The sequence below is a fragment of the Ruegeria sp. EL01 genome (assembly GCF_900313035.1).
In the GTDB taxonomy this organism is placed as follows: Bacteria; Pseudomonadota; Alphaproteobacteria; order Rhodobacterales; family Rhodobacteraceae; genus Ruegeria.
The window spans coordinates 1-17,710 of the sequence record NZ_OMPS01000042.1 but is presented as its reverse complement, the minus strand read 5'-3'; the positions used below and the strand labels follow the sequence as shown (position 1 = coordinate 17,710).

At 54.0% G+C, this 17,710-nt stretch carries 17 protein-coding genes; 14 read left to right on the top strand and 3 right to left on the bottom strand.

Annotation, left to right across the window (positions count from 1 at the left end):
- Positions 1-18: 18 nt before the first annotated feature.
- Genes D9K61_RS17840 through D9K61_RS17815 form a run of 6 tightly spaced genes read left to right on the top strand, consistent with a single transcriptional unit; the run spans position 19 to position 7,766 of the window.
- Positions 19-1,278, top strand: a complete 1,260-nt coding sequence (locus D9K61_RS17840) for a sugar ABC transporter substrate-binding protein (protein ID WP_120634554.1) — start codon at positions 19-21, stop codon at positions 1,276-1,278.
- On the top strand, positions 1,260-2,210 hold the full coding sequence (locus tag D9K61_RS17835; protein ID WP_120634553.1) for a carbohydrate ABC transporter permease: 951 nt from the start codon (positions 1,260-1,262) through the stop codon (positions 2,208-2,210). The genes D9K61_RS17840 and D9K61_RS17835 overlap by 19 nt, the downstream gene beginning before the upstream one ends.
- A gap of 10 nt (positions 2,211-2,220) precedes the next feature.
- Positions 2,221-3,063, top strand: coding sequence for a carbohydrate ABC transporter permease (locus D9K61_RS17830; RefSeq protein WP_120634552.1), 843 nt, complete (start codon positions 2,221-2,223; stop codon positions 3,061-3,063).
- Positions 3,064-3,074: 11 nt separating this feature from the next.
- On the top strand, positions 3,075-4,142 hold the full coding sequence (locus D9K61_RS17825; protein WP_120634551.1) for an ABC transporter ATP-binding protein: 1,068 nt from the start codon (positions 3,075-3,077) through the stop codon (positions 4,140-4,142).
- A gap of 1 nt (position 4,143) precedes the next feature.
- Positions 4,144-6,531, top strand: coding sequence for a transketolase (locus tag D9K61_RS17820; RefSeq protein WP_120634601.1), 2,388 nt, complete (start codon positions 4,144-4,146; stop codon positions 6,529-6,531).
- A 5-nt stretch (positions 6,532-6,536) separates the two neighbouring features.
- A complete protein-coding gene (locus D9K61_RS17815) occupies positions 6,537-7,766 on the top strand; it encodes an AGE family epimerase/isomerase (RefSeq protein ID WP_120634550.1) in 1,230 nt (409 codons plus the stop codon).
- A 229-nt stretch (positions 7,767-7,995) separates the two neighbouring features.
- Here D9K61_RS17815 and D9K61_RS17810 read toward each other — a convergent pair whose 3' ends face one another.
- On the bottom strand, positions 7,996-8,349 hold the full coding sequence (locus D9K61_RS17810; protein ID WP_120634549.1) for a putative quinol monooxygenase: 354 nt from the start codon (positions 8,347-8,349) through the stop codon (positions 7,996-7,998).
- Between the two features lie 98 nt (positions 8,350-8,447).
- Positions 8,448-9,209, bottom strand: a complete 762-nt coding sequence (locus D9K61_RS17805; RefSeq protein WP_120634548.1) for an IclR family transcriptional regulator — start codon at positions 9,207-9,209, stop codon at positions 8,448-8,450.
- 67 nt (positions 9,210-9,276) lie between these two features.
- Here D9K61_RS17805 and D9K61_RS17800 point away from each other — a divergent pair, with 67 nt between their 5' ends.
- The 3 genes from D9K61_RS17800 to D9K61_RS17790 are packed head-to-tail and all read left to right on the top strand — an operon-like array spanning position 9,277 to position 11,465.
- Positions 9,277-10,635 (top strand): selenium-binding family protein, encoded by a 1,359-nt coding sequence (locus D9K61_RS17800; protein WP_120634547.1) that lies wholly within the window; start codon positions 9,277-9,279, stop codon positions 10,633-10,635.
- Positions 10,632-10,997, top strand: coding sequence for a 2Fe-2S iron-sulfur cluster-binding protein (locus D9K61_RS17795; RefSeq protein ID WP_120634546.1), 366 nt, complete (start codon positions 10,632-10,634; stop codon positions 10,995-10,997). The genes D9K61_RS17800 and D9K61_RS17795 overlap by 4 nt, the downstream gene beginning before the upstream one ends.
- A 3-nt stretch (positions 10,998-11,000) precedes the next feature.
- On the top strand, positions 11,001-11,465 hold the full coding sequence (locus D9K61_RS17790) for a CoA-binding protein (RefSeq protein WP_120634545.1): 465 nt from the start codon (positions 11,001-11,003) through the stop codon (positions 11,463-11,465).
- Between the two features lie 434 nt (positions 11,466-11,899).
- On the opposite strand, the gene D9K61_RS17785 is transcribed toward D9K61_RS17790, so the two are convergent.
- Positions 11,900-12,592: a GntR family transcriptional regulator gene (locus D9K61_RS17785; RefSeq protein ID WP_120634544.1), complete on the bottom strand. Its 693-nt coding sequence runs from the start codon at positions 12,590-12,592 to the stop codon at positions 11,900-11,902.
- 163 nt (positions 12,593-12,755) lie between these two features.
- On the opposite strand from D9K61_RS17785, the gene D9K61_RS17780 reads away from it, so the two are divergent.
- The 5 genes from D9K61_RS17780 to istA all read left to right on the top strand — a co-directional run.
- Positions 12,756-13,841 carry a TRAP transporter substrate-binding protein gene (locus tag D9K61_RS17780; RefSeq protein ID WP_120634543.1) on the top strand — a complete coding sequence of 362 codons (1,086 nt, stop codon included), beginning with the start codon at positions 12,756-12,758 and terminating at the stop codon, positions 13,839-13,841.
- A 57-nt stretch (positions 13,842-13,898) separates the two neighbouring features.
- Positions 13,899-14,399, top strand: a complete 501-nt coding sequence (locus D9K61_RS17775; protein ID WP_254055818.1) for a TRAP transporter small permease subunit — start codon at positions 13,899-13,901, stop codon at positions 14,397-14,399.
- Positions 14,392-15,942, top strand: coding sequence for a TRAP transporter large permease subunit (locus D9K61_RS17770; RefSeq protein ID WP_174235112.1), 1,551 nt, complete (start codon positions 14,392-14,394; stop codon positions 15,940-15,942). The genes D9K61_RS17775 and D9K61_RS17770 overlap by 8 nt, the downstream gene beginning before the upstream one ends.
- 13 nt (positions 15,943-15,955) lie before the next feature.
- On the top strand, positions 15,956-16,885 hold the full coding sequence (locus D9K61_RS17765) for a DMT family transporter (RefSeq protein WP_120634542.1): 930 nt from the start codon (positions 15,956-15,958) through the stop codon (positions 16,883-16,885).
- A 128-nt stretch (positions 16,886-17,013) separates the two neighbouring features.
- Positions 17,014-17,710: IS21 family transposase (istA, locus tag D9K61_RS17760; RefSeq protein WP_120634598.1), on the top strand; the 697-nt coding region annotated here is incomplete at its 3' end.

Genomic DNA, 17,710 nt, shown 5'->3' with positions numbered 1-17,710 from the left:
AACCAACAGGAGGAAAACATGAAAAAACTACTAGCAGGACTGACAGCTGCTGCCGCGCTGATGGGATCGGCCTCGTATGCCGAAACCACACTGAAACTGGTTGAGGTGATCACAAGCCCAGAGCGTACCGAAGTGCTTCAGGGCATCGTTGATGAGTTTGAGGCCGCCAACCCTGACGTCACGGTCGAGATCGTGTCGCTGCCATGGGGCAGCGCATTCGAAAAATTGGCCACAATGGTCGCGGGCGGTGACATCCCCGATGTGGTTGAAATGCCCGACACATGGCAGGCGCTCTATGCAGGGTCTGACCAACTGGTCAGCCTTAAAGACCATGTAGCCGGATGGAACCATGGGGCAACGCTGACCGATAAGACTGTCGCGATGGGCAGCCAAGCAGGTGATCTCTATATGATCCCATATGGTTTCTACCTGCGGGCGATGTTCTACAACAAGAAATTGCTGGCCGAAGCGGGTGTCGATGCTCCTCCGGCAACGATGGAAGAGTTCAAGGCAGCTTCGTCGGCGGTATCCGAGCTTGATGGTAAATACGGGTATTGTTTGCGCGGTGGTCCCGGCGGCACCAATGGCTGGATCATGTTCGCCGCTGCTATGAACGGCACCAACGAATTCTTCACAGAAGATGGCGTCAGCCGCATCAATGAGCCCGGCTCGGTCGAAGGCATCCAGTTCATGATCGACATGTATCAGAACGGATATGCACCCAAGGACAGCGTCAGCTGGGGATTCAACGAAATCGTGGCTGGTTTCTATTCCGGCACCTGTGCATTCCTTGATCAAGACCCCGACGCTCTGATCGCCATTGCCGAGCGGATGCCCGCAGAAGACTTTGCAGTTATTCCGATGCCGGTCGGACCTTCGGGCAAAGCGTTCCCGACCATTGGTTTTGCAGGCTGGTCGATCTTCAACGCGACCGAGCACGAAGACGAAGCCTTTGATTTGGTCGCGGCTCTGTCCTCGCCAGAGGCCAATGCCACGTGGGCCAAACGGGTAGGTGTTATTCCAATCCACAAAGGTGCTGATCAGGATCCGCATTTCCAGACCGAGCAGTTCAAAGGCTGGTTCGAGGAACTGAATGGCGAGCAATATGTGCCGACCACAATGCCAACCAACCTTGAGCAGTGGGGTTATTTTGGCAGCACACTTCTGCTGGAAACCAGCCAGGAAGCTTTGCTGGGCCAGCGCAGTGCTCAGGACGTCGCGGATGAGTGGGCTGAGTTCCTCAGCGACGAGCACGCCAAATGGAAGGCAAACCAGTGATTGCTCGCGCTCAAAAAACTGTCAGGCCCGGGGACACCCGGGCAAGACGCTCGCTTTACCTGCAATACATGGTCGAGCCGTTCTTCTATCTTTCACCCGCGATCCTTCTTATCGGTGCGGTGATTATGATCCCGCTGATCATCGGAATCTCCTACTCATTCCAATCCATTGAGCTGTTGAAGCCTTTTGACTCCGGCTGGATCGGGTTGGAAAACTACGTCGATCTCTGGAGTGATCGCAAGTTCTGGATCGCGATGGAGAACACGCTGTTCTGGACTTTCTGGTCGATCACATTCCAATTCTTGCTTGGACTTGGCCTTGCCATGCTTCTGAACACACAGTTCTTTGGCAAGAAGCTGTTTCAGGCCCTTGTTTTCCTACCATGGGCCGTCCCGACCTTTCTGTCCGCGCTGACATGGGCGTGGCTGTTCAACCCGGTCATCGGTCCGTTGCCGCATTGGCTGGCAGCACTTGGCATTCTGTCAGAGCCTTACAACATCCTTGGTGATCCTAAGCTTGCGATGTGGGGCCCGATCACAGCGAATATTTGGTTCGGTGTGCCGTTCTTTGCCATCACATTGCTGGCGGCGTTGCAATCGATACCCGGTGAGCTTTACGAAGCAGCGGAAGTTGATGGCGCGAGCCCATGGCAGACTTTCACCAAGATCACTTTGCCGTTCCTTGCTCCGATGATCGCGATCACCGTGATGCTGCGAACAATCTGGATCGCCAACTTTGCTGATCTGATCTACGTGATGACCGGCGGTGGGCCTGCTAATTCGACACAAATTTTGTCGACCTACATCTTCACCACGGCCTTCCGCAAACTGGATTTTGGCTATGCGTCGACCATCGCCGTGGCACTTCTGGTAATCCTTCTGATCTACGCCGTCATCCTGCTCTGGTTTCGTAAGAAGCTGGTCAAGATCTGAGGAGTTAGCCATGTCAGTCATCCAAAAACACAACCCTGCAATGGTCTTAGGGAAGTATGCAGCGCTCGCATTCTATTTGATCTTTGCGCTGTTCCCGCTCTATTGGCTGGTCAAGATCGGGCTTACACCGGATGAGTTGGTCTACTCGGAAGGCACCAGGCTGTTTCCAAGCGAGGTCACGTTCTCGAACTTCACGACGGTCATTTTCCAGACTGATTTTGTGGTCTACTTTCGGAACTCGTTGGTTGTATCCCTTGGGGCGGCTTTCTTTACAACGCTGTTTGCAGCCGGGGCGGGCTATGCCTTTTCACGCTTCGAATTTGCGGGCAAACGGATCATCATAGCATTGATGTTGATCACCCAGATGTTCCCGCTACTGATGATCATTGCACCGATCTACAAGATCATTGCCGACCTCGGGCTGCTGAATTCGCTGACAAGTCTGATCGTTGTCTATACTGCGTTCAACATCCCTTTTGCTACATTCCTGATGCAGTCTTTCTTTGATGGCATTCCCAAAGATCTGGAAGACGCGGCAATGATGGATGGCTGTTCGCGATTTCAGGCGCTGTGCAAAGTCGTGTTTCCACTGACATTGCCCGGTCTCGGGGCGACGCTTGGATTTGTCTTTACTGCAGCATGGTCAGAGTTGCTGTTTGCACTGATGCTGATTTCGAAGAACGACGCGATGACCTTCCCGGTTGGCCTGTTGACGTTTGTTTCCAAGTTCTCGGTCGATTGGGGGCAAATGATGGCAGCTGGCGTGCTGGCGCTGATCCCAAGCTGTCTCTTCTTCATCTTCATTCAACGCTATCTCGTGCAGGGCCTCACGTCCGGCGCGGTCAAAGGATAGGAGGCCAGATCATGGCACGTATCGAACTTCGTGACGTTGCAAAACGCTATGGATCCGTTGAGGTTCTGCGCAACATCGACCTTGAGATACAGGATGGTGAGTTCATCGTTCTGGTGGGTCCATCGGGCTGCGGCAAGTCCACTTTGCTGCGTATGGTTGCTGGACTTGAGCCAATATCAAGCGGCGATTTCCTGATCGATGGCAAGCGTATGAACGATGTAAGACCAAGGGATCGGGACATCGCGATGGTGTTCCAATCCTACGCTCTTTATCCGCATATGGATGTCGCGCGGAATATGGGTTTTTCGATGGAAATCCGCAAAGATCCGGCAGCGGAACGCAAATCAAAGGTCGCCCAGGCGGCGGAAACCCTGGGCCTATCCAACCTGACGGATCGCTTGCCCAAGGCCCTTTCGGGCGGTCAACGTCAGCGGGTTGCCATGGGCAGAGCCATCATCCGTGATCCGCAGGCCTTCCTGTTTGACGAGCCTTTGTCAAATCTCGATGCGGCGCTGCGTGTTGAAATGCGGCTGGAGATTGCGCGGCTTCACCAGAAACTCAGCGCGACAATGATCTACGTGACCCATGATCAGGTTGAGGCTTTGACGCTAGCAGACAGGATCGTTGTTCTGAATGGCGGGGACATCCAACAGGTCGGCAGCCCGTTGGAACTTTACGAACGTCCGGCCAACAAGTTTGTCGCGCAGTTCATCGGCTCACCGACCATGAATGTCGTGCCTGTCATTGGAACCGATACAGGTGTGACCGCCGGAAACGGAGCCGAAATCGAACTTCATGATCAACCTCTTACTGCACAGGCGAAAGAGCTGGGGGTAAGACCAGAGCATATTGATGTCGTGGACAATGGCACAGGGGATCTTTCGGCCGTGGCTGATGTTGTTGAACATCTGGGCTCGGACACGAACATCTATGCGAACGTCGAAGGCATCGGGTCAATGATGGTGCGCAAGCATGGCAATATCCCCGTAAAGTCTGGCGAACAGCTTGGTCTGCGCATTCAGACAGAAAACGCTCATCTTTTTGCCAATGACGGCACAGCGTTGCGGCGGGTCGGCTGAGATGACGAACGAATTGGAAATTCGGGCAGCGCTTGAGAAAAAGACGCTCTGGCTGTCATCGTGGATGATCCACAATGCCAACAACATTCGCGCCAAAGGTAGGATCAAGGTGGGTGGTCATCAGGCGTCATCAGCCTCGATGAATGCGATACTGAACGCGCTATACTTTGATGTGCTGCGCCCCCAGGATCGCGTTGCAGTCAAACCGCACGCGAGCCCGGTCTTCCATGCGATCCAGTATCTTCTTGGAAACCAGAGCCTGCAGCAGATGCAGGATTTCCGTGGCCTTGGAGGCGCACAACCCTATCCATCGCGCACCAAGGACAAGGATGATGTCGACTTCTCGACCGGGTCGGTCGGGATGGGTGTTGCAATGACGGCGTTTGCCAGCCTGACGCAGGACTATCTGGCCGGTCACGAATGGCTCAACCGGCCTAAAGGCCGAATGATTGCGTTGGTTGGCGATGCTGAGCTGGACGAAGGCAATATCTATGAGGCGCTTCTCGAAGGCGCCAAACACGACCTGTGCAATTGCTGGTGGGTCATCGACTATAACCGGCAATCGCTTGATGGCGTCGTCACCGAAGGTCTGAACGCAAGGTTCCGCGACATATTCCTCGCCTGCGGGTGGGAGGTGATCGAACTGAAATACGGCTCGCTCATGCAAGCCGCTTTCAAGCGACCCGGCGGAGAGTATTTGCGCGATTGGATCGATCGCTGTGAAAACGCGCTTTATTCAGCTCTGACGTTCAGAGGTGGTGCTGCATGGCGCGCTCAGCTGGAGCAGGATTTCGCGGGCAGCAATGAAGCGTTGGCCCTGGTCGCGGATCATGATGATGACACACTGGCACAGTTGATGGGCAATCTGGCGGGGCATGATGCGGCACTGATGTCCAAGACGATGAAAGCTATCGATCACGATCGCCCGGTATGTTTTATCTGCTACACGGTGAAAGGTCACGGGCTGCCCCTTGCTGGACATAAGGACAACCACGCCGGGATCATGACCACGGCGCAGATTGAAGGTCTGCGCGATGATTTGGGGATAGATGCGGGCCATGAATGGGAACGCTTTGCGGGCATCGGTGTTGACCAAGAAGACGTTCAGGCGTTTCTGAACAATGTCCCTTTTAATGCCAAGGGGCGTCGCCGCCACATCGCTAACTCGATCCGGGTTGATGAAGTGGCCCGGCCGAGGATCAAGGACGTAGCCTCCACCCAGGAAGCGTTTGGGCAGATACTGTCGGCCATCGCCAGTGAAGCTCCGGCCCTCGCCGAGCGGATTGTTACCACATCACCTGATGTTTCGGTCTCTACCAACCTCGGTCCTTGGATCAACAAGACTGGCCTGTTTGCAAAAGCTGAGCAAAGCGATGTGTTTCGCGATCAGGAAATCCCTTCGACACAAAAGTGGCGCAGGCATAGGGACGGGCGGCATATTGAACTTGGCATCGCTGAGAACAACCTGTTCACGTTCCTAGGCGCGCTAGGTCTGTCTCATTCACTATTTGGCGAGCGGTTATTTCCGGTCGGTACGGTCTATGATCCGTTTATTTGCCGCGGGCTCGATGCATTGAACTATTCCTGTTATCAGGATGCGCGTTTCATGCTGGCTGCAACCCCCTCTGGTGTATCGCTTAGCCATGAGGGCGGAGCACACCAATCCATTTCGACACCTCTAATCGGTATGGCACAGGACGGGCTTGCAACGTTCGAGCCTGCTTATGCGGACGAACTTAACGTGATCATGCGTTGGGGGTTCGAATATATGCAACGGGATGGCGCAGCACCGCAGGCTGAACAAAACTGGCTACGCGACGAAAAGGGCGGATCTGTGTATCTGCGCTTGTCCACGGTACCGCACGAACAAATCGGGCGCGACATGACCGGTGACCTTGCGCAAGACATAATCGCGGGCGGGTATTGGATGAGACCCCCAACCGCAACAAGTGCGGTCGTGCTCGCCTACACAGGTGTTGTCGCACCCGAGGCCATTCAGGCCGCAGGACTACTATCCGATGATGTTCGGGACGTTGCTGTACTAGCTGTGACATCGGCGGATCGGCTAAACGCAGGATGGCAGGCTGCCGAACGCGCCCGACAACGTGGTGACAGCGCGGCGCTTTCACATGTCGAGAAACTGTTCGCCAATGTGCCGCGTGACGCTGGGTTGGTGACCGTTGCCGATGGCCATCCGGCGGGTCTCAGCTGGCTTGGTGGCGTGCACGGGCACCGCACTAAATCCCTGGGTGTGGAGCATTTTGGACAGGCTGCAACAGTGGAAGACACCTATCATCTGCATGGAATTGACGTGAATGCAATTCTGCATGCGGCGCGAGCGTTGATGCCGGGCCGCGGCGCACGCTACATTACACCCCTCGCCGGATAATAAAGATGATCAAAGACCAACCTCTGCCTCCCGGTGCGCATTCCGAGCCTGGGTTTTGGCTTGAAACCTCCAATCACCGCACATGGTTGATGGATGAGGCCATGCGGCAGCTTGAGTTCTTCAGCACGAGTTGCCGAAATGGGCCTGGGTTCTTCACCCTTGGTCACGATGGCAGTACACAGCCCGGCCTGCTTCAAGAATTGCACACGACAACGCGTCTGGTTCATTCCTATTCATTGGGGCATCTTGCAGGTTTTCAGGGCGCTGAACAGATCATTGATCACGGCATGGCATATCTCGAAAGCCACCACAAAGATCGGGAACATGGCGGGTATCTCTGGGCGCTGGAGGGGGATCGGATCAAGGATGATCGAAAGCTAGCCTACGGGCATGTCTTTGTTCTTCTTGCCTCTGCAAGCGCGAAACTGGCGGGCCACCCGGATGCAGACCGCCTGATGGCGGATGTTCGCGAGGTCTTGGATCAGCATTTCTGGGAGGAAGACGCGGGATTATTTTGCGACGAGTGGAATAGGGATTGGACACCTTTTTCCACCTATCGTGGAATGAACGCAAATATGCATGGTGTCGAAGCATTGCTTGCGGCGTATCAGGCGACAGGGGACGAAATCTATCTCACCCGCGCCGGTCGTATTCTGGATTTCTTCATCGCCAAGATTGCCCCCAGCGAAAACTGGCGGCTGCCCGAGCATTACACATCCGAATGGCAGATTGATCGTGACTATGCCGGCGACCCGATGTTCAGGCCTGCCGGAACAACCCCGGGTCATTCCTTTGAGCTAGGTCGGCTTCAGCTTCAGCACTGGGATCTGTCGGGACGGCCGGAGTCCGACGCTCCGGAAACATCACGCTGCTTGATCGAACAGGCCTTGAGTGATGCCTGGCTACCCGGCGGCGGCTTGGCTTACACGCTTGATTTTGATGGTCGCGTTGCCAACAACTCCCGGTTTTGTTGGCCAGTCACCGAAGCAATTGGGGCAGTTGCGGTTCTGGTTGCTTTGGACAAAATGCCGGAAGACGAGATTTGGTACAGGAAGCTCTGGACCTATGCGAGTGATACGTTCGTGGATCATAAGCATGGCGGTTGGTTTCCAGCGGCAGATGAGAATGGGAATGTCGTGACATCCATCTTTGATGGGAAGCCCGACATTTACCACTCATTGCAGGCCTGCTTCTTCCCTCTTTCTGGACGACTGTCGCGGATGATGCTTTCCTAGCTGACACGCTAACTTATATTTGGACCACCCAAATTCGCTTAATGTCGGGTTCGTTTGCAATTAGATTCCGCAAGGGCAGCGAATGGCCGGTCTGGTGACGCTGCGCTGCGGCACCAACTGGCAAGGTCAACGGCTGCTGTGGGCCGTCCGCGTGGTCAATTCTTAGCGGCCAGGCCTCACAATTCGTCATTTCTTCGGGCCGACGGCACCTTCAAACAAATCATTCATTTCACCATTGTAGTAAGCTCGGTTTTTGTGCCTTAAAGCCTTTTGCCGTTGGAAAAAGCGAGCGCATCCTTGCAATTATTTCGATTTCTCCTTCAAGCATCGTTTGGACAGTGTTCAACCAATTCTTGAATGTTTCAGATTCCCAGTGGTCCTGAACCGCTGTTTCGTCTGTGAACACTTGGTAGAAGTAGAAACGGTTGGGGTTTGCCTCATCCATCATGATCTGAAACTGAAAGATCTCAGCGTCCTCGCTGACAACGGTTTGCGCCTTGAAGATGCTGGCATCCAAAAAAGACTGCCGATGCTCAGGCTTGACATTGACAGCTAGAAATCCCCCAAGCATTGCATCTTGCATTTCCTATCCCCCCGTTGGTCCGCGAACTATTTTCAGGGCACCGACTGCGTCGGCTCAGTGTCGTGATTTGGATCGTCGACGGTAACTTGATCGACACCCTATGCAGATTTCTTGCTCATGCTCTCAACATCCCAGCCTAGCTTATCTGAAAGTTCATGCGACATTGCAGTCAGGGCTCGCCCAACTTTTTCTCGCACGGTGGGCGTGAAGACCCGAACGGACGCTGTCGCACCAATGGACAGTGTTGAGCCGATACCAGTTTTTGCCAATGTGGTTGCCACAGAACTAATGCCCCGCTCCAGCTCCTCCACACATTCGGCGTACCCCTTCGCTCGAACGGCCTCAAGTTCTGCCGCCAGATCCTCGGGTTTGGTAATCGTCCTACTAGTGTATCGTTTGAGTTGTCCCTTCAGTCGGTCACTGGACAGCAACTCCGGCGACGCAGCGACAATCGCTTTCGCGCAAGAGCAAGCATGCAATGGACGCTTGCCCACACCCGGGTGAAGATAAGACACCCCTGTCTCAGGCGTAGCTACGTGAATAATCTCGACCCAATTCCCGCGCAGCCGGGACAGGAAAAACGCGGCCCCGTAATCTCTGGCACCCTTGGCGAGGACCGGCGCGATCACTTCCAGAAGCGCGGGATCAGAATAATCACTCAACGTGATACGCTTTAATCTTGTGCCAATGGAAAATTCTCCTCGCGCAGATGTTTCCAGCAGACCGGACGCAATAAGATCCTGCACCAGCCTATAGGCCGTCGGTTTGGGGAGATCGGATTGCGCACAAATATCTGCAACGGTCGCGCGCCCTTTCTGACCAACGACTTCCAATATTAATGTTAAGCGTTCAAGATGCATTTTTCTCACTATACGATAATAGTATTTTCGATATACGATACAGAGATCGTATTCAAGGGAGGGTGCTATGATGGATGGAGCATGTTGCGGACCGGGCTACGCCAGCCCGCAAGAGGCAATCCAAGCCCCACGCGAGAAGCTTCTATATACGATTGCGATATATACAGGCACGGGTATTCAGAAGCCCGACTACCTTGCGACCGTGGATGTGGACCCGGAAAGCCCGACCTATTCTCAGGTGATCCACCGGCTGGAAATGCCGGGGATCGGGGATGAGCTTCATCACATGGGCTGGAACGCCTGTTCATCCTGTCACGACGACGGTTCTATGTCGCGAAAGTACCTGATCCTGCCGGGTGTGCGCTCCAACAACCTTCACATTGTAGACACTGCCACCGACCCGCGCGCGCCGCGGCTGCACAAGGTTGTCGACGGAGCCGAGATCAAGGCAAAGGCTGACCTGTCAGGGCCGCATACAGTGCATTGTCTGGGCTCGGAGATCATCATTTCCTTCCTTGGAAACGCCAAAGGCGAAGCTCCGGGCGGCTATCTGCATCTGGACAAGGAATTCAACATTGTCGGTCGCTGGGAAAACTCGATGGGCGGCATCAAGTTCGGGTATGACTTCTGGTATCAACCCCGCCACAACGTGATGGTGAGTTCCGAATGGGCCGCGCCCAACACCTTTATGCCGGGCTTCGACCTGGAGGAAGTGGGCCACCTGAAATACGGGCGCGAGTTGCATTTCTGGGATTTCGAAAACCGCGAACCGGTTGAAAGTTTTTATTTGGGTGAAGACGGGCTGTTGCCGTTGGAGGTCAAATTCCACCACGACCCAGACAGCACACATGGATTCTGTGGGGCGGCACTATCGACCAATGTCATCCACTGGTGGAAGGACGACGCCAATAAGTGGCACTGGGAGAAGATCATCGACGTCGATAATGAGATGCACCCAGATTGGCCGATCCCGTTGCCGGGAGTAATGTCGGCGATCCTAATCTCGATGGACGACAAATACCTCTATCTAAACAATTGGCTACATGGCGACATGCGCCAGTACGACATCACTGATCCGCATAATCCGAAGCTGACCGGCCAGGTATTCATGGGTGGGCTTTTGGGCAAAGCTCCAACCGTTAATGGGGTTGAGGTCGCCGGTGGGCCGCAGATGTTCCAGCTCTCTCTCGACGGACGAAGGCTCTATGTCACCACCTCGTTGTTCTCGACCTGGGACAATCAATTCTATCCCGAAATCCGCGAAAAGGGCGGGGTGATGGTTATGATTGATTGCGATCCTGAAAACGGCGGTATGAAGATCAACGAAGACTTCATTGTGGACTTTGGGAAAGAGCCAAATGGCCCCTCTCGCTGTCATGAGAGCCGTTATCCAGGCGGTGATTGCACAAGCGACATTTGGTTATGACGACGCATACTGTGACAATCGCCAATAGGGATGGCGCGACATATGAAGTTGACGCCCGCCGTCCACTTCTGGACACGCTGCGCGAGCAGGGCGTTGATTTGCCATATGGCTGCAAATACGGCGGGTGCATCACATGCGCGGCCAAGCTGACTGCAGGCACGGTGGATCAGCGCCGACAGGTTGCACTCAACAATCGGCAGATCACAAACGGCTACGTGATCCTGTGCGTGGCACGCGCGACGTCCAACATCACTTTGGAGATCGGGGTCGAGAGTCACGACAAGCTCTATCGCAATCCATTTCTTGATCCGCTCAGACCCAATGAACTCAAGGCGGACATTGCGACGCCAAAGGAAGGTTAACCGATGCCCGAAGCAGATATCGACCGACTGTATGATTACGACCCTAAATATCTTGCCGACATTCTGAAGTCCGTCAAAACCATTGCGATGGTCGGTGCGAGCGCTGACAAAACCAAATTCAGCTATGGCGTACTGCGGCAGCTTAGCGAAATCGGCTACGACATATTGCCGGTCAATCCGAACCCGAACGTCAAGGAAATCAGGGGCTTGAAGGTCTATCATTCTCTGGAAGAAATCGACAAACCCGTTGATATGGTGGATGTCTTCCGCCCCAAGGAAGAACTCTTTGGCTTTGCCGAGAAGGCGATCGCAATCGGGGCCAAAGTTCTTTGGGGTCAGATCGGCGTTTATGATGAAGAAGCGGCGAAACTCGCCGAAAATGCGGGTCTCAAAGTGGTAATGGACCGCTGCCCTAAAATCGAACTTTTCCGTCCATTTTGGAAGCCACGCCTTGATCTGAAGATATGACCGACATCCAGATCACAGACCCTGTCGGACAGGAGCGCTTCTAGAAAGGTCTTCGCGAGGCAGGGCTTCCAGAATAATGTAGTGTTGATCCAATCCGAAGTGCGGTTGCAGGGCGCTTCAATTTGGCAGGTCCGAGCAGCGTCTGCAATCAGCAGCTTAATCCGCACACCAGATGTTGCTACGCCATGCACGAAGGTCCGGTTCGGGGAAGGAACTTTGTCGACTAGCCGGGTATAAGAATGTCGACAATGGGCCGGCCTTGATGGGGCGGGGCAACCTGTCCAGCAAACATGCTGCGTGCGCTCCGATGGTGGCGATGAGCCCATTTTGCCGAATGCTGCAACCTGCATAAATGGCAGCTTTTTGAAAGAATGCCATCTAGCGCCACGTTCGTTTCTAGGGTCTGTGGTAAATGCTTGGGCTAAGTATGCGGCTTAACTGGCCTTCGTTACAAGCTGATATCCCGGCGCCGCGATTGCGCGGACCATCGTAATTGGTGCACTGTTTATCCATGTCGTGCGCTCCATCACAAAGAGCGCATCGTCAGTGTCTGCTGCAAGAAGCTCGGCTTCGTGAGGCGTCGCATTTTTGGCAAGGAAACGGACCTCGCAATCGCTATAGGGTCGGTTCCGAATGAGCCATTCATTCGCGCTCTCACGGCTGAGATCGACATCCAATACTTCTGGTGTGGTCGCATGGGCGATCCATCTGTCCTCAAAGATATAGGGCTTCTTGTCAGCCAGATGTAATGCAACAACGTGCAGCATTTCCATAGGCTTGGAGAGACCAAAGGATGAGGCGACATACGGTGGAGTAACAAGAATTTCACGGGACACCAGGTAGTAGCCATACTCCTTCCCGGCCGTTTCGATCTCAAGTCGCGTAATGGGAATATCGAAGGTCGTGCGCGTGATTGGATGCAGTGTAATTCTGGTTCCACCCTTGCGTCGCCGGTTGACGGTCCCGCTTAGCGCCAAATCCTGCATCGCGCGTTGAACGGTTGTCCTGGCGCAACCAAATTCCTCTGCAAGCTCCTGATCACTTGGAAGTTTTGCACCGGGCAACAATTCGCGATCCAGTACACGGCGTTTTATTTCATCTCTGATTTCACCCCAGTTGTTGCTCATCTCTGTCTTCCGTCTTTCTTGATTGTTCCATCTCCCAAAAGAGATTCTGCCATCTACGTCAGATTCAGACGGAACTGGTAGCTGATTTTCGATTGACTATTATTATGTGCATGCTTAACAATTTTAAGCAACTACCTAAAAATAACTGTAATGGGAGGAAGCTATGAAACGTAGAGAATTTGTGACGGCTGGTGTCGTTGGGGCGGCGGCCACAACGCTTGCGGCACCGTCGGTCGCGCAGGATATCCGTCAGTGGAATATGGTCACCGCTTGGCCCAAAAATCTTCCTGGGCCCGGGGTTGCAGCACAGATGCTTGCCGACCGAATAACCACGTTGTCGGGCGGGCGGCTTGAAATTAAACTGCATGCCGCCGGAGAATTGGTACCCGGTCGCGGTGTATTCGACGCGGTATCAGAAGGCACTGCGGAACTTTATCACGCGGTTCCCGCCTATTGGGGGTCAAAATCCAAGGGCATTCTGATGTTCGGTTCTCAGCCATTCGGTCTGCGTGCTGATGAGCAGTTTGGCTGGCTTTATCATGGTGGCGGCCAGGAACTGTATGATGAGATGTATGCACGTTTCAATCTGAAGCCCTTCCTGTGCGGCAACTCGGGACCGCAATGGCAGGGTTGGTTCCGCAACGAGATCAACTCTCTGGACGATCTGAAAGGTCTGAAATTCCGCACCACAGGTCTTGCCTCGCAGATGTGTTCAAAAATCGGAATGGCAGTTCAGGCCATGGGGCCGCGGGACATGTTCCAAGGCCTTCAAACCGGTGCTTTGGATGCGGGTGAGTTCATTGGCCCCTGGACCGACAGCGCTGTTGGTTTCCAACAGGTTGCCAAGAATTACTACTGGCCAGGTGTTGGCGAGCCGTCGTCAGCCGAGGAATGTGCCGTAAACGCGAGCGCTTACGCTGCTCTGCCGGATGATCTGAAACAGGCCGTCAGCTTTGCCTGCGAAAGCCTCTATAATCCGGTTTGGACCGAATATACGACCAAGCACGCACAAGCGCTGGCCCGGTTGGTTGCCGAAGAAGGGGTGCAGGTCCGCACCTTGCCGGATGATGTTATTCAGGCCATGGGTGCTGCGTCGGTCGAAATTATGGAAGAACTGTCGCAAGACGAAGATGAGCTTGTGCGCCGGATCACTGAGAACTTCTTAGTTTATCGCGACTCTGTTGGTTCCTACATGAGCTATGCAGACAATGGTCAAATGAATGCCCGAGCTGGTGTTCTGGGCTACTGATACTTGATATCTTACTCCGGCGTGCTTTTGCGCGCCGGAGTTTTTCTTGGGGCTAGCGTGCAGAAAATCATCAAAACTTTGGATGGCTTCAGCCATGTGGTTGGGTCAGTCGTTCGCTGGATCGCGTTGGCCATGGTTCTGGTCCAGTTCGTGATCGTTGTTGCCCGATACGTATTTGGGTTGAGCGACGTCGCTGCACAAGAATCGGTTCTGTACATGCATTCAACCCTTTTCATGCTCGGAGCGGGGTATACGTTGCTCGTCAACGGTCATGTGCGTGTAGACATCTTCTACAATCGCTTTGGAACTACTGGACAGCGCAGGATCGATCTGTTTGGTCACCTGTTTTTGCTGATACCCACCATGATTGCGGTGATTTACTGGTCCTGGCCTGCCGTCGTAAATTCCTGGAGCATTCTTGAAGGGCCAATTTCGGTGGGTGGAATTAAGGCTGTGTTCTTTCTGAAAACCCTCATTCCTGCCTTCTGCATTCTCCTGCTGCTGCAATCTGCATCCGAAATTCTGCGCATCGTCATCGGAGGAAAGCCGCGTGACTGAATACCTCGACCTGCTGATGTTCGCAGCCCTGATGGTGGCCGTATTATCCGGTTTTCCGGTGGCATTCAGCATTGCCGGAACAGCCATCTTCTTTGCTTTTCTCGGCTGGTCGCTGGGCGTTATGAATATCTCATTGTTGGGGGCAATGTCGCAGCGCATTTTCGGACTGCTGACAAACGGTGTTCTCATCGCAATACCGCTCTTTGTGCTGATGGGTGCAGTGTTGGAGAAAAGCCGGATCGCCGAAGAAATGCTCGATACAATGGGGCGGTCATTCGGGCAGCTGCGTGGTGGCCTGGGTATTTCGGTTATTCTGGTTGGTATGTTGCTAGCGGCATCTACGGGTATCGTAGGAGCCACCGTTGTTGCGATGGGTATGATCGCGCTGCCAACGATGTTGAGATCGGGATATGATCCGCGACTGGCTGCTGGCGTGGTTTGCGCGTCCGGTACACTGGGCCAGATCATTCCTCCATCGACCTTGCTAATCATTCTTTCCGATGTTGTGTCCAACGCTTATCAGCAGGCCCAATACGAACAGGGGAAATTCGCCATCGACACCATTTCTGTCGGCCAGATATTCGCGGCGGCTTTGCTGCCAGGCCTGACGATGGTTGTACTTTATATCCTCTATGTTCTCACCCGGGGTTTTCTGCGCCCTCAGGATGTACCTGTCATGGCTGACGATGGCGTTCGCCTGCCATTGTCAACGACGATCTCAGCGATAGCGCCTGCTATCCTTCTTATTCTAGCCGTTCTTGGCGCAATCCTCAGCGGCGTTGCTTCACCTACCGAAGCTGCATCTGTCGGCGGCCTTGGGGCGATCCTGATGGCGGCTATCAAATCGGGACACTCCCGCAGATTCTTGCTATTGGGAACGGGTTGCCTGATCCTTCTGGCCGTCGGGGCTGGTCTCTACCCCGTGCGTTTGCAGCGGAGTGACCTGAGCGTAGCGGATTACGCCTTAGGTGGTGGATACGTGGTGCTTTCAGTGATAGCCGCTGTTGCCATTTTCATCGCGGTGAAATCCCTGATCACGCAAAAAACGCTGCAACCTGCGCTCAATTCTACACTGACAATGACCTCAATGATTTTCGCCACGATCCTGGCTGCGGGCATATTCTCTCTGGTCTTTATCGGCCTGGGCGGAGAAGAGCGCGTACAAGATCTGCTATCGGATCTTCCGGGCGGGCCGACAGGCGCATTGATTTTCTGCATGGTGTTTATCTTTGTCCTGGGTTTCTTTCTGGATTTCGTCGAGATCGCCGTAATCGTTCTGCCGCTGGTTTTGCCTGCGCTTATTCTGATGGGGCATGATCCGGTGTGGCTATCGGTCCTCATTGCAATCAATCTGCAAACTTCATTCCTGACCCCCCCTTTTGGGTTTTCTCTGTTCTATCTGCGTGGTGTCGCTCCAAAAGAGCTGACGACGGGACAAATCTATGCCGGAGTGGCCCCGTTCATTCTCATTCAAATTCTCGCCGTAGCTGTCATCTGGTTCCTGCCGGAGATCGCAACCATCCTGCCCAAGCTCTTGTTCTGAGCAGTTTCATGATATGTCGGATCAATTGAAACATACTCTGAATTCGGGCCATTCTGAACCTCCATCGGAGGCCCGAAAGATACACTTGGGTGTTTTGTTTGCAATCGGTTCCGCCTTGGCACTCTCGACGATGGGCCCTATCGGCAAGCTGACAATAGGTGCGGGCGTTGATCCACTTACCTTAGTTACCTGGCGGGCGATCTTTGCGGCCATTCTGGTCGCGATTTGGGCCACGGTCAGACACCGCGATAGTTTGGGCGTGCGCGCCCGCGATTTGATGTGGTTCCTGCTGTTGGGCTTTGTTGGTATTTCACTGAACTACCTGTTTTTCTTCCGCGCCCTCGAAGTAACGACAGTCAGCACGGCGATCATCTTGGTCTACACGTACCCCATCATGGTGACTTTAGGCGCAGCGGTTTTGCTCCGAGAACCTCTCACGCGCCAAACTGTTCTTTGCGTAGGCTTGGCAACATTGGGGTGTTTTCTGATCGCCCAGGTCTATGATCCATCTGCGTTTCGTATTAATCAGACGGGCCTTCTTTTTGGCGCTAGTGCCGCCATCACCAAAACGCTCTACACATTGATCAGTAAGCACTTATTGGAGCGGTATAATCCGCAACCAATCATTCTTTATGCGTTCGGGTTTGGCGCTATTGGGTTAACGATACTTCACGGTGCTCCGCTTGAATCCGGAGCGCAACTTAGCCCACTTAACTGGTCAGGCATTATCGCCATCGCCATTGTTCCGACGCTCTTGGGATATTCCATGTTTATAATTTCAATGAAGTTCATCGAGGCCAGCCGCGCCTCAATTATCGCATTACTTGAACCTTTGGCCGCCGTAGCGCTGGCGCTGATTTTTCTCGGAGAAATGCCGGAAGTAGTGCAACTCTTGGGAGGACTATGCATTTTGGCCGCAGTTATGCGAATTAGAACCACATGACATCAAACGCACACCAACTGTGTGAATCCCGGAGACAAAATGGCCACTGAATCGGTTGGATGATCTGACCGTCGCGGAGCAAAATTCCGCAGTCTGACACCTGAGGCGAACGAGCTGAGGGTGAGGAGATGTATTCAGTGGAACTTTATAACCGGGTGCGGCGTGCGTGCCATGTTGACGGGATGAGTAATAGCGCTGCTGCGCGGCTATTTGGCATTGATCGCAAGACCGTTGCGAAGATTCTGAAGCACTCGGTTCCGCCGGGTTACCGGCGTGAAGGGCCGCCAGTTCGCCCCAAGCTTGATCCGTTCATCGCAATCATCGACCAGATCCTCGCGGACGATATGAGCCGGATCAAGAAGCAGCGTCACACGGCGAAGCGTATCCATGAGCGCCTGCGGGATGAACATGGTTTCACGGGCGGGATCACCATTGTCACGGATTATGTGCGGGAGAAGAAGCGTCGGACCCGAGAGGTGTTTGTGCCGCTGTCACATGCGCCGGGCCATGCCCAGGTGGACTTTGGCGAGACACTTGGCGTGATCGGCGGCGTTGAATGCAAACTGCATTATTTTGCGATGGCCCTGCCGCACTCAGACGCATTCTTCATCAAAGCGTATCCGGCTGAGACGACCGAGGCTTTTTGCGACGGGCACAATTCCGCGTTTGCATTCTTTGGCGGCGTGCCCCTGTCGATCCTCTATGACAACACCACAATCGCCGTTGCGAAAATTTGCGGCGGCGGAAAGCGGGAACGGACCAGAACCTTTGCCGAGTTGCAGTCGCATTACCTGTTTGATGACAAGTTTGGCCGACCAGGAAAGG

Bases quoted from the DNA above. Each gene is read 5' to 3' on its own strand.
- D9K61_RS17840 (WP_120634554.1), top strand. From the start codon at position 19: ATGAAAAAACTACTAGCAGGACTGACAGCTGCTGCCGCGCTGATGGGA.
- D9K61_RS17835 (WP_120634553.1), top strand. From the start codon at position 1,260: ATGGAAGGCAAACCAGTGATTGCTCGCGCTCAAAAAACTGTCAGGCCC.
- D9K61_RS17830 (WP_120634552.1), top strand. From the start codon at position 2,221: ATGTCAGTCATCCAAAAACACAACCCTGCAATGGTCTTAGGGAAGTAT.
- D9K61_RS17825 (WP_120634551.1), top strand. From the start codon at position 3,075: ATGGCACGTATCGAACTTCGTGACGTTGCAAAACGCTATGGATCCGTT.
- D9K61_RS17820 (WP_120634601.1), top strand. From the start codon at position 4,144: ATGACGAACGAATTGGAAATTCGGGCAGCGCTTGAGAAAAAGACGCTC.
- D9K61_RS17815 (WP_120634550.1), top strand. From the start codon at position 6,537: ATGATCAAAGACCAACCTCTGCCTCCCGGTGCGCATTCCGAGCCTGGG.
- D9K61_RS17810 (WP_120634549.1), bottom strand. From the start codon at position 8,349: ATGCAAGATGCAATGCTTGGGGGATTTCTAGCTGTCAATGTCAAGCCT.
- D9K61_RS17805 (WP_120634548.1), bottom strand. From the start codon at position 9,209: ATGCATCTTGAACGCTTAACATTAATATTGGAAGTCGTTGGTCAGAAA.
- D9K61_RS17800 (WP_120634547.1), top strand. From the start codon at position 9,277: ATGATGGATGGAGCATGTTGCGGACCGGGCTACGCCAGCCCGCAAGAG.
- D9K61_RS17795 (WP_120634546.1), top strand. From the start codon at position 10,632: ATGACGACGCATACTGTGACAATCGCCAATAGGGATGGCGCGACATAT.
- D9K61_RS17790 (WP_120634545.1), top strand. From the start codon at position 11,001: ATGCCCGAAGCAGATATCGACCGACTGTATGATTACGACCCTAAATAT.
- D9K61_RS17785 (WP_120634544.1), bottom strand. From the start codon at position 12,592: ATGAGCAACAACTGGGGTGAAATCAGAGATGAAATAAAACGCCGTGTA.
- D9K61_RS17780 (WP_120634543.1), top strand. From the start codon at position 12,756: ATGAAACGTAGAGAATTTGTGACGGCTGGTGTCGTTGGGGCGGCGGCC.
- D9K61_RS17765 (WP_120634542.1), top strand. From the start codon at position 15,956: ATGTCGGATCAATTGAAACATACTCTGAATTCGGGCCATTCTGAACCT.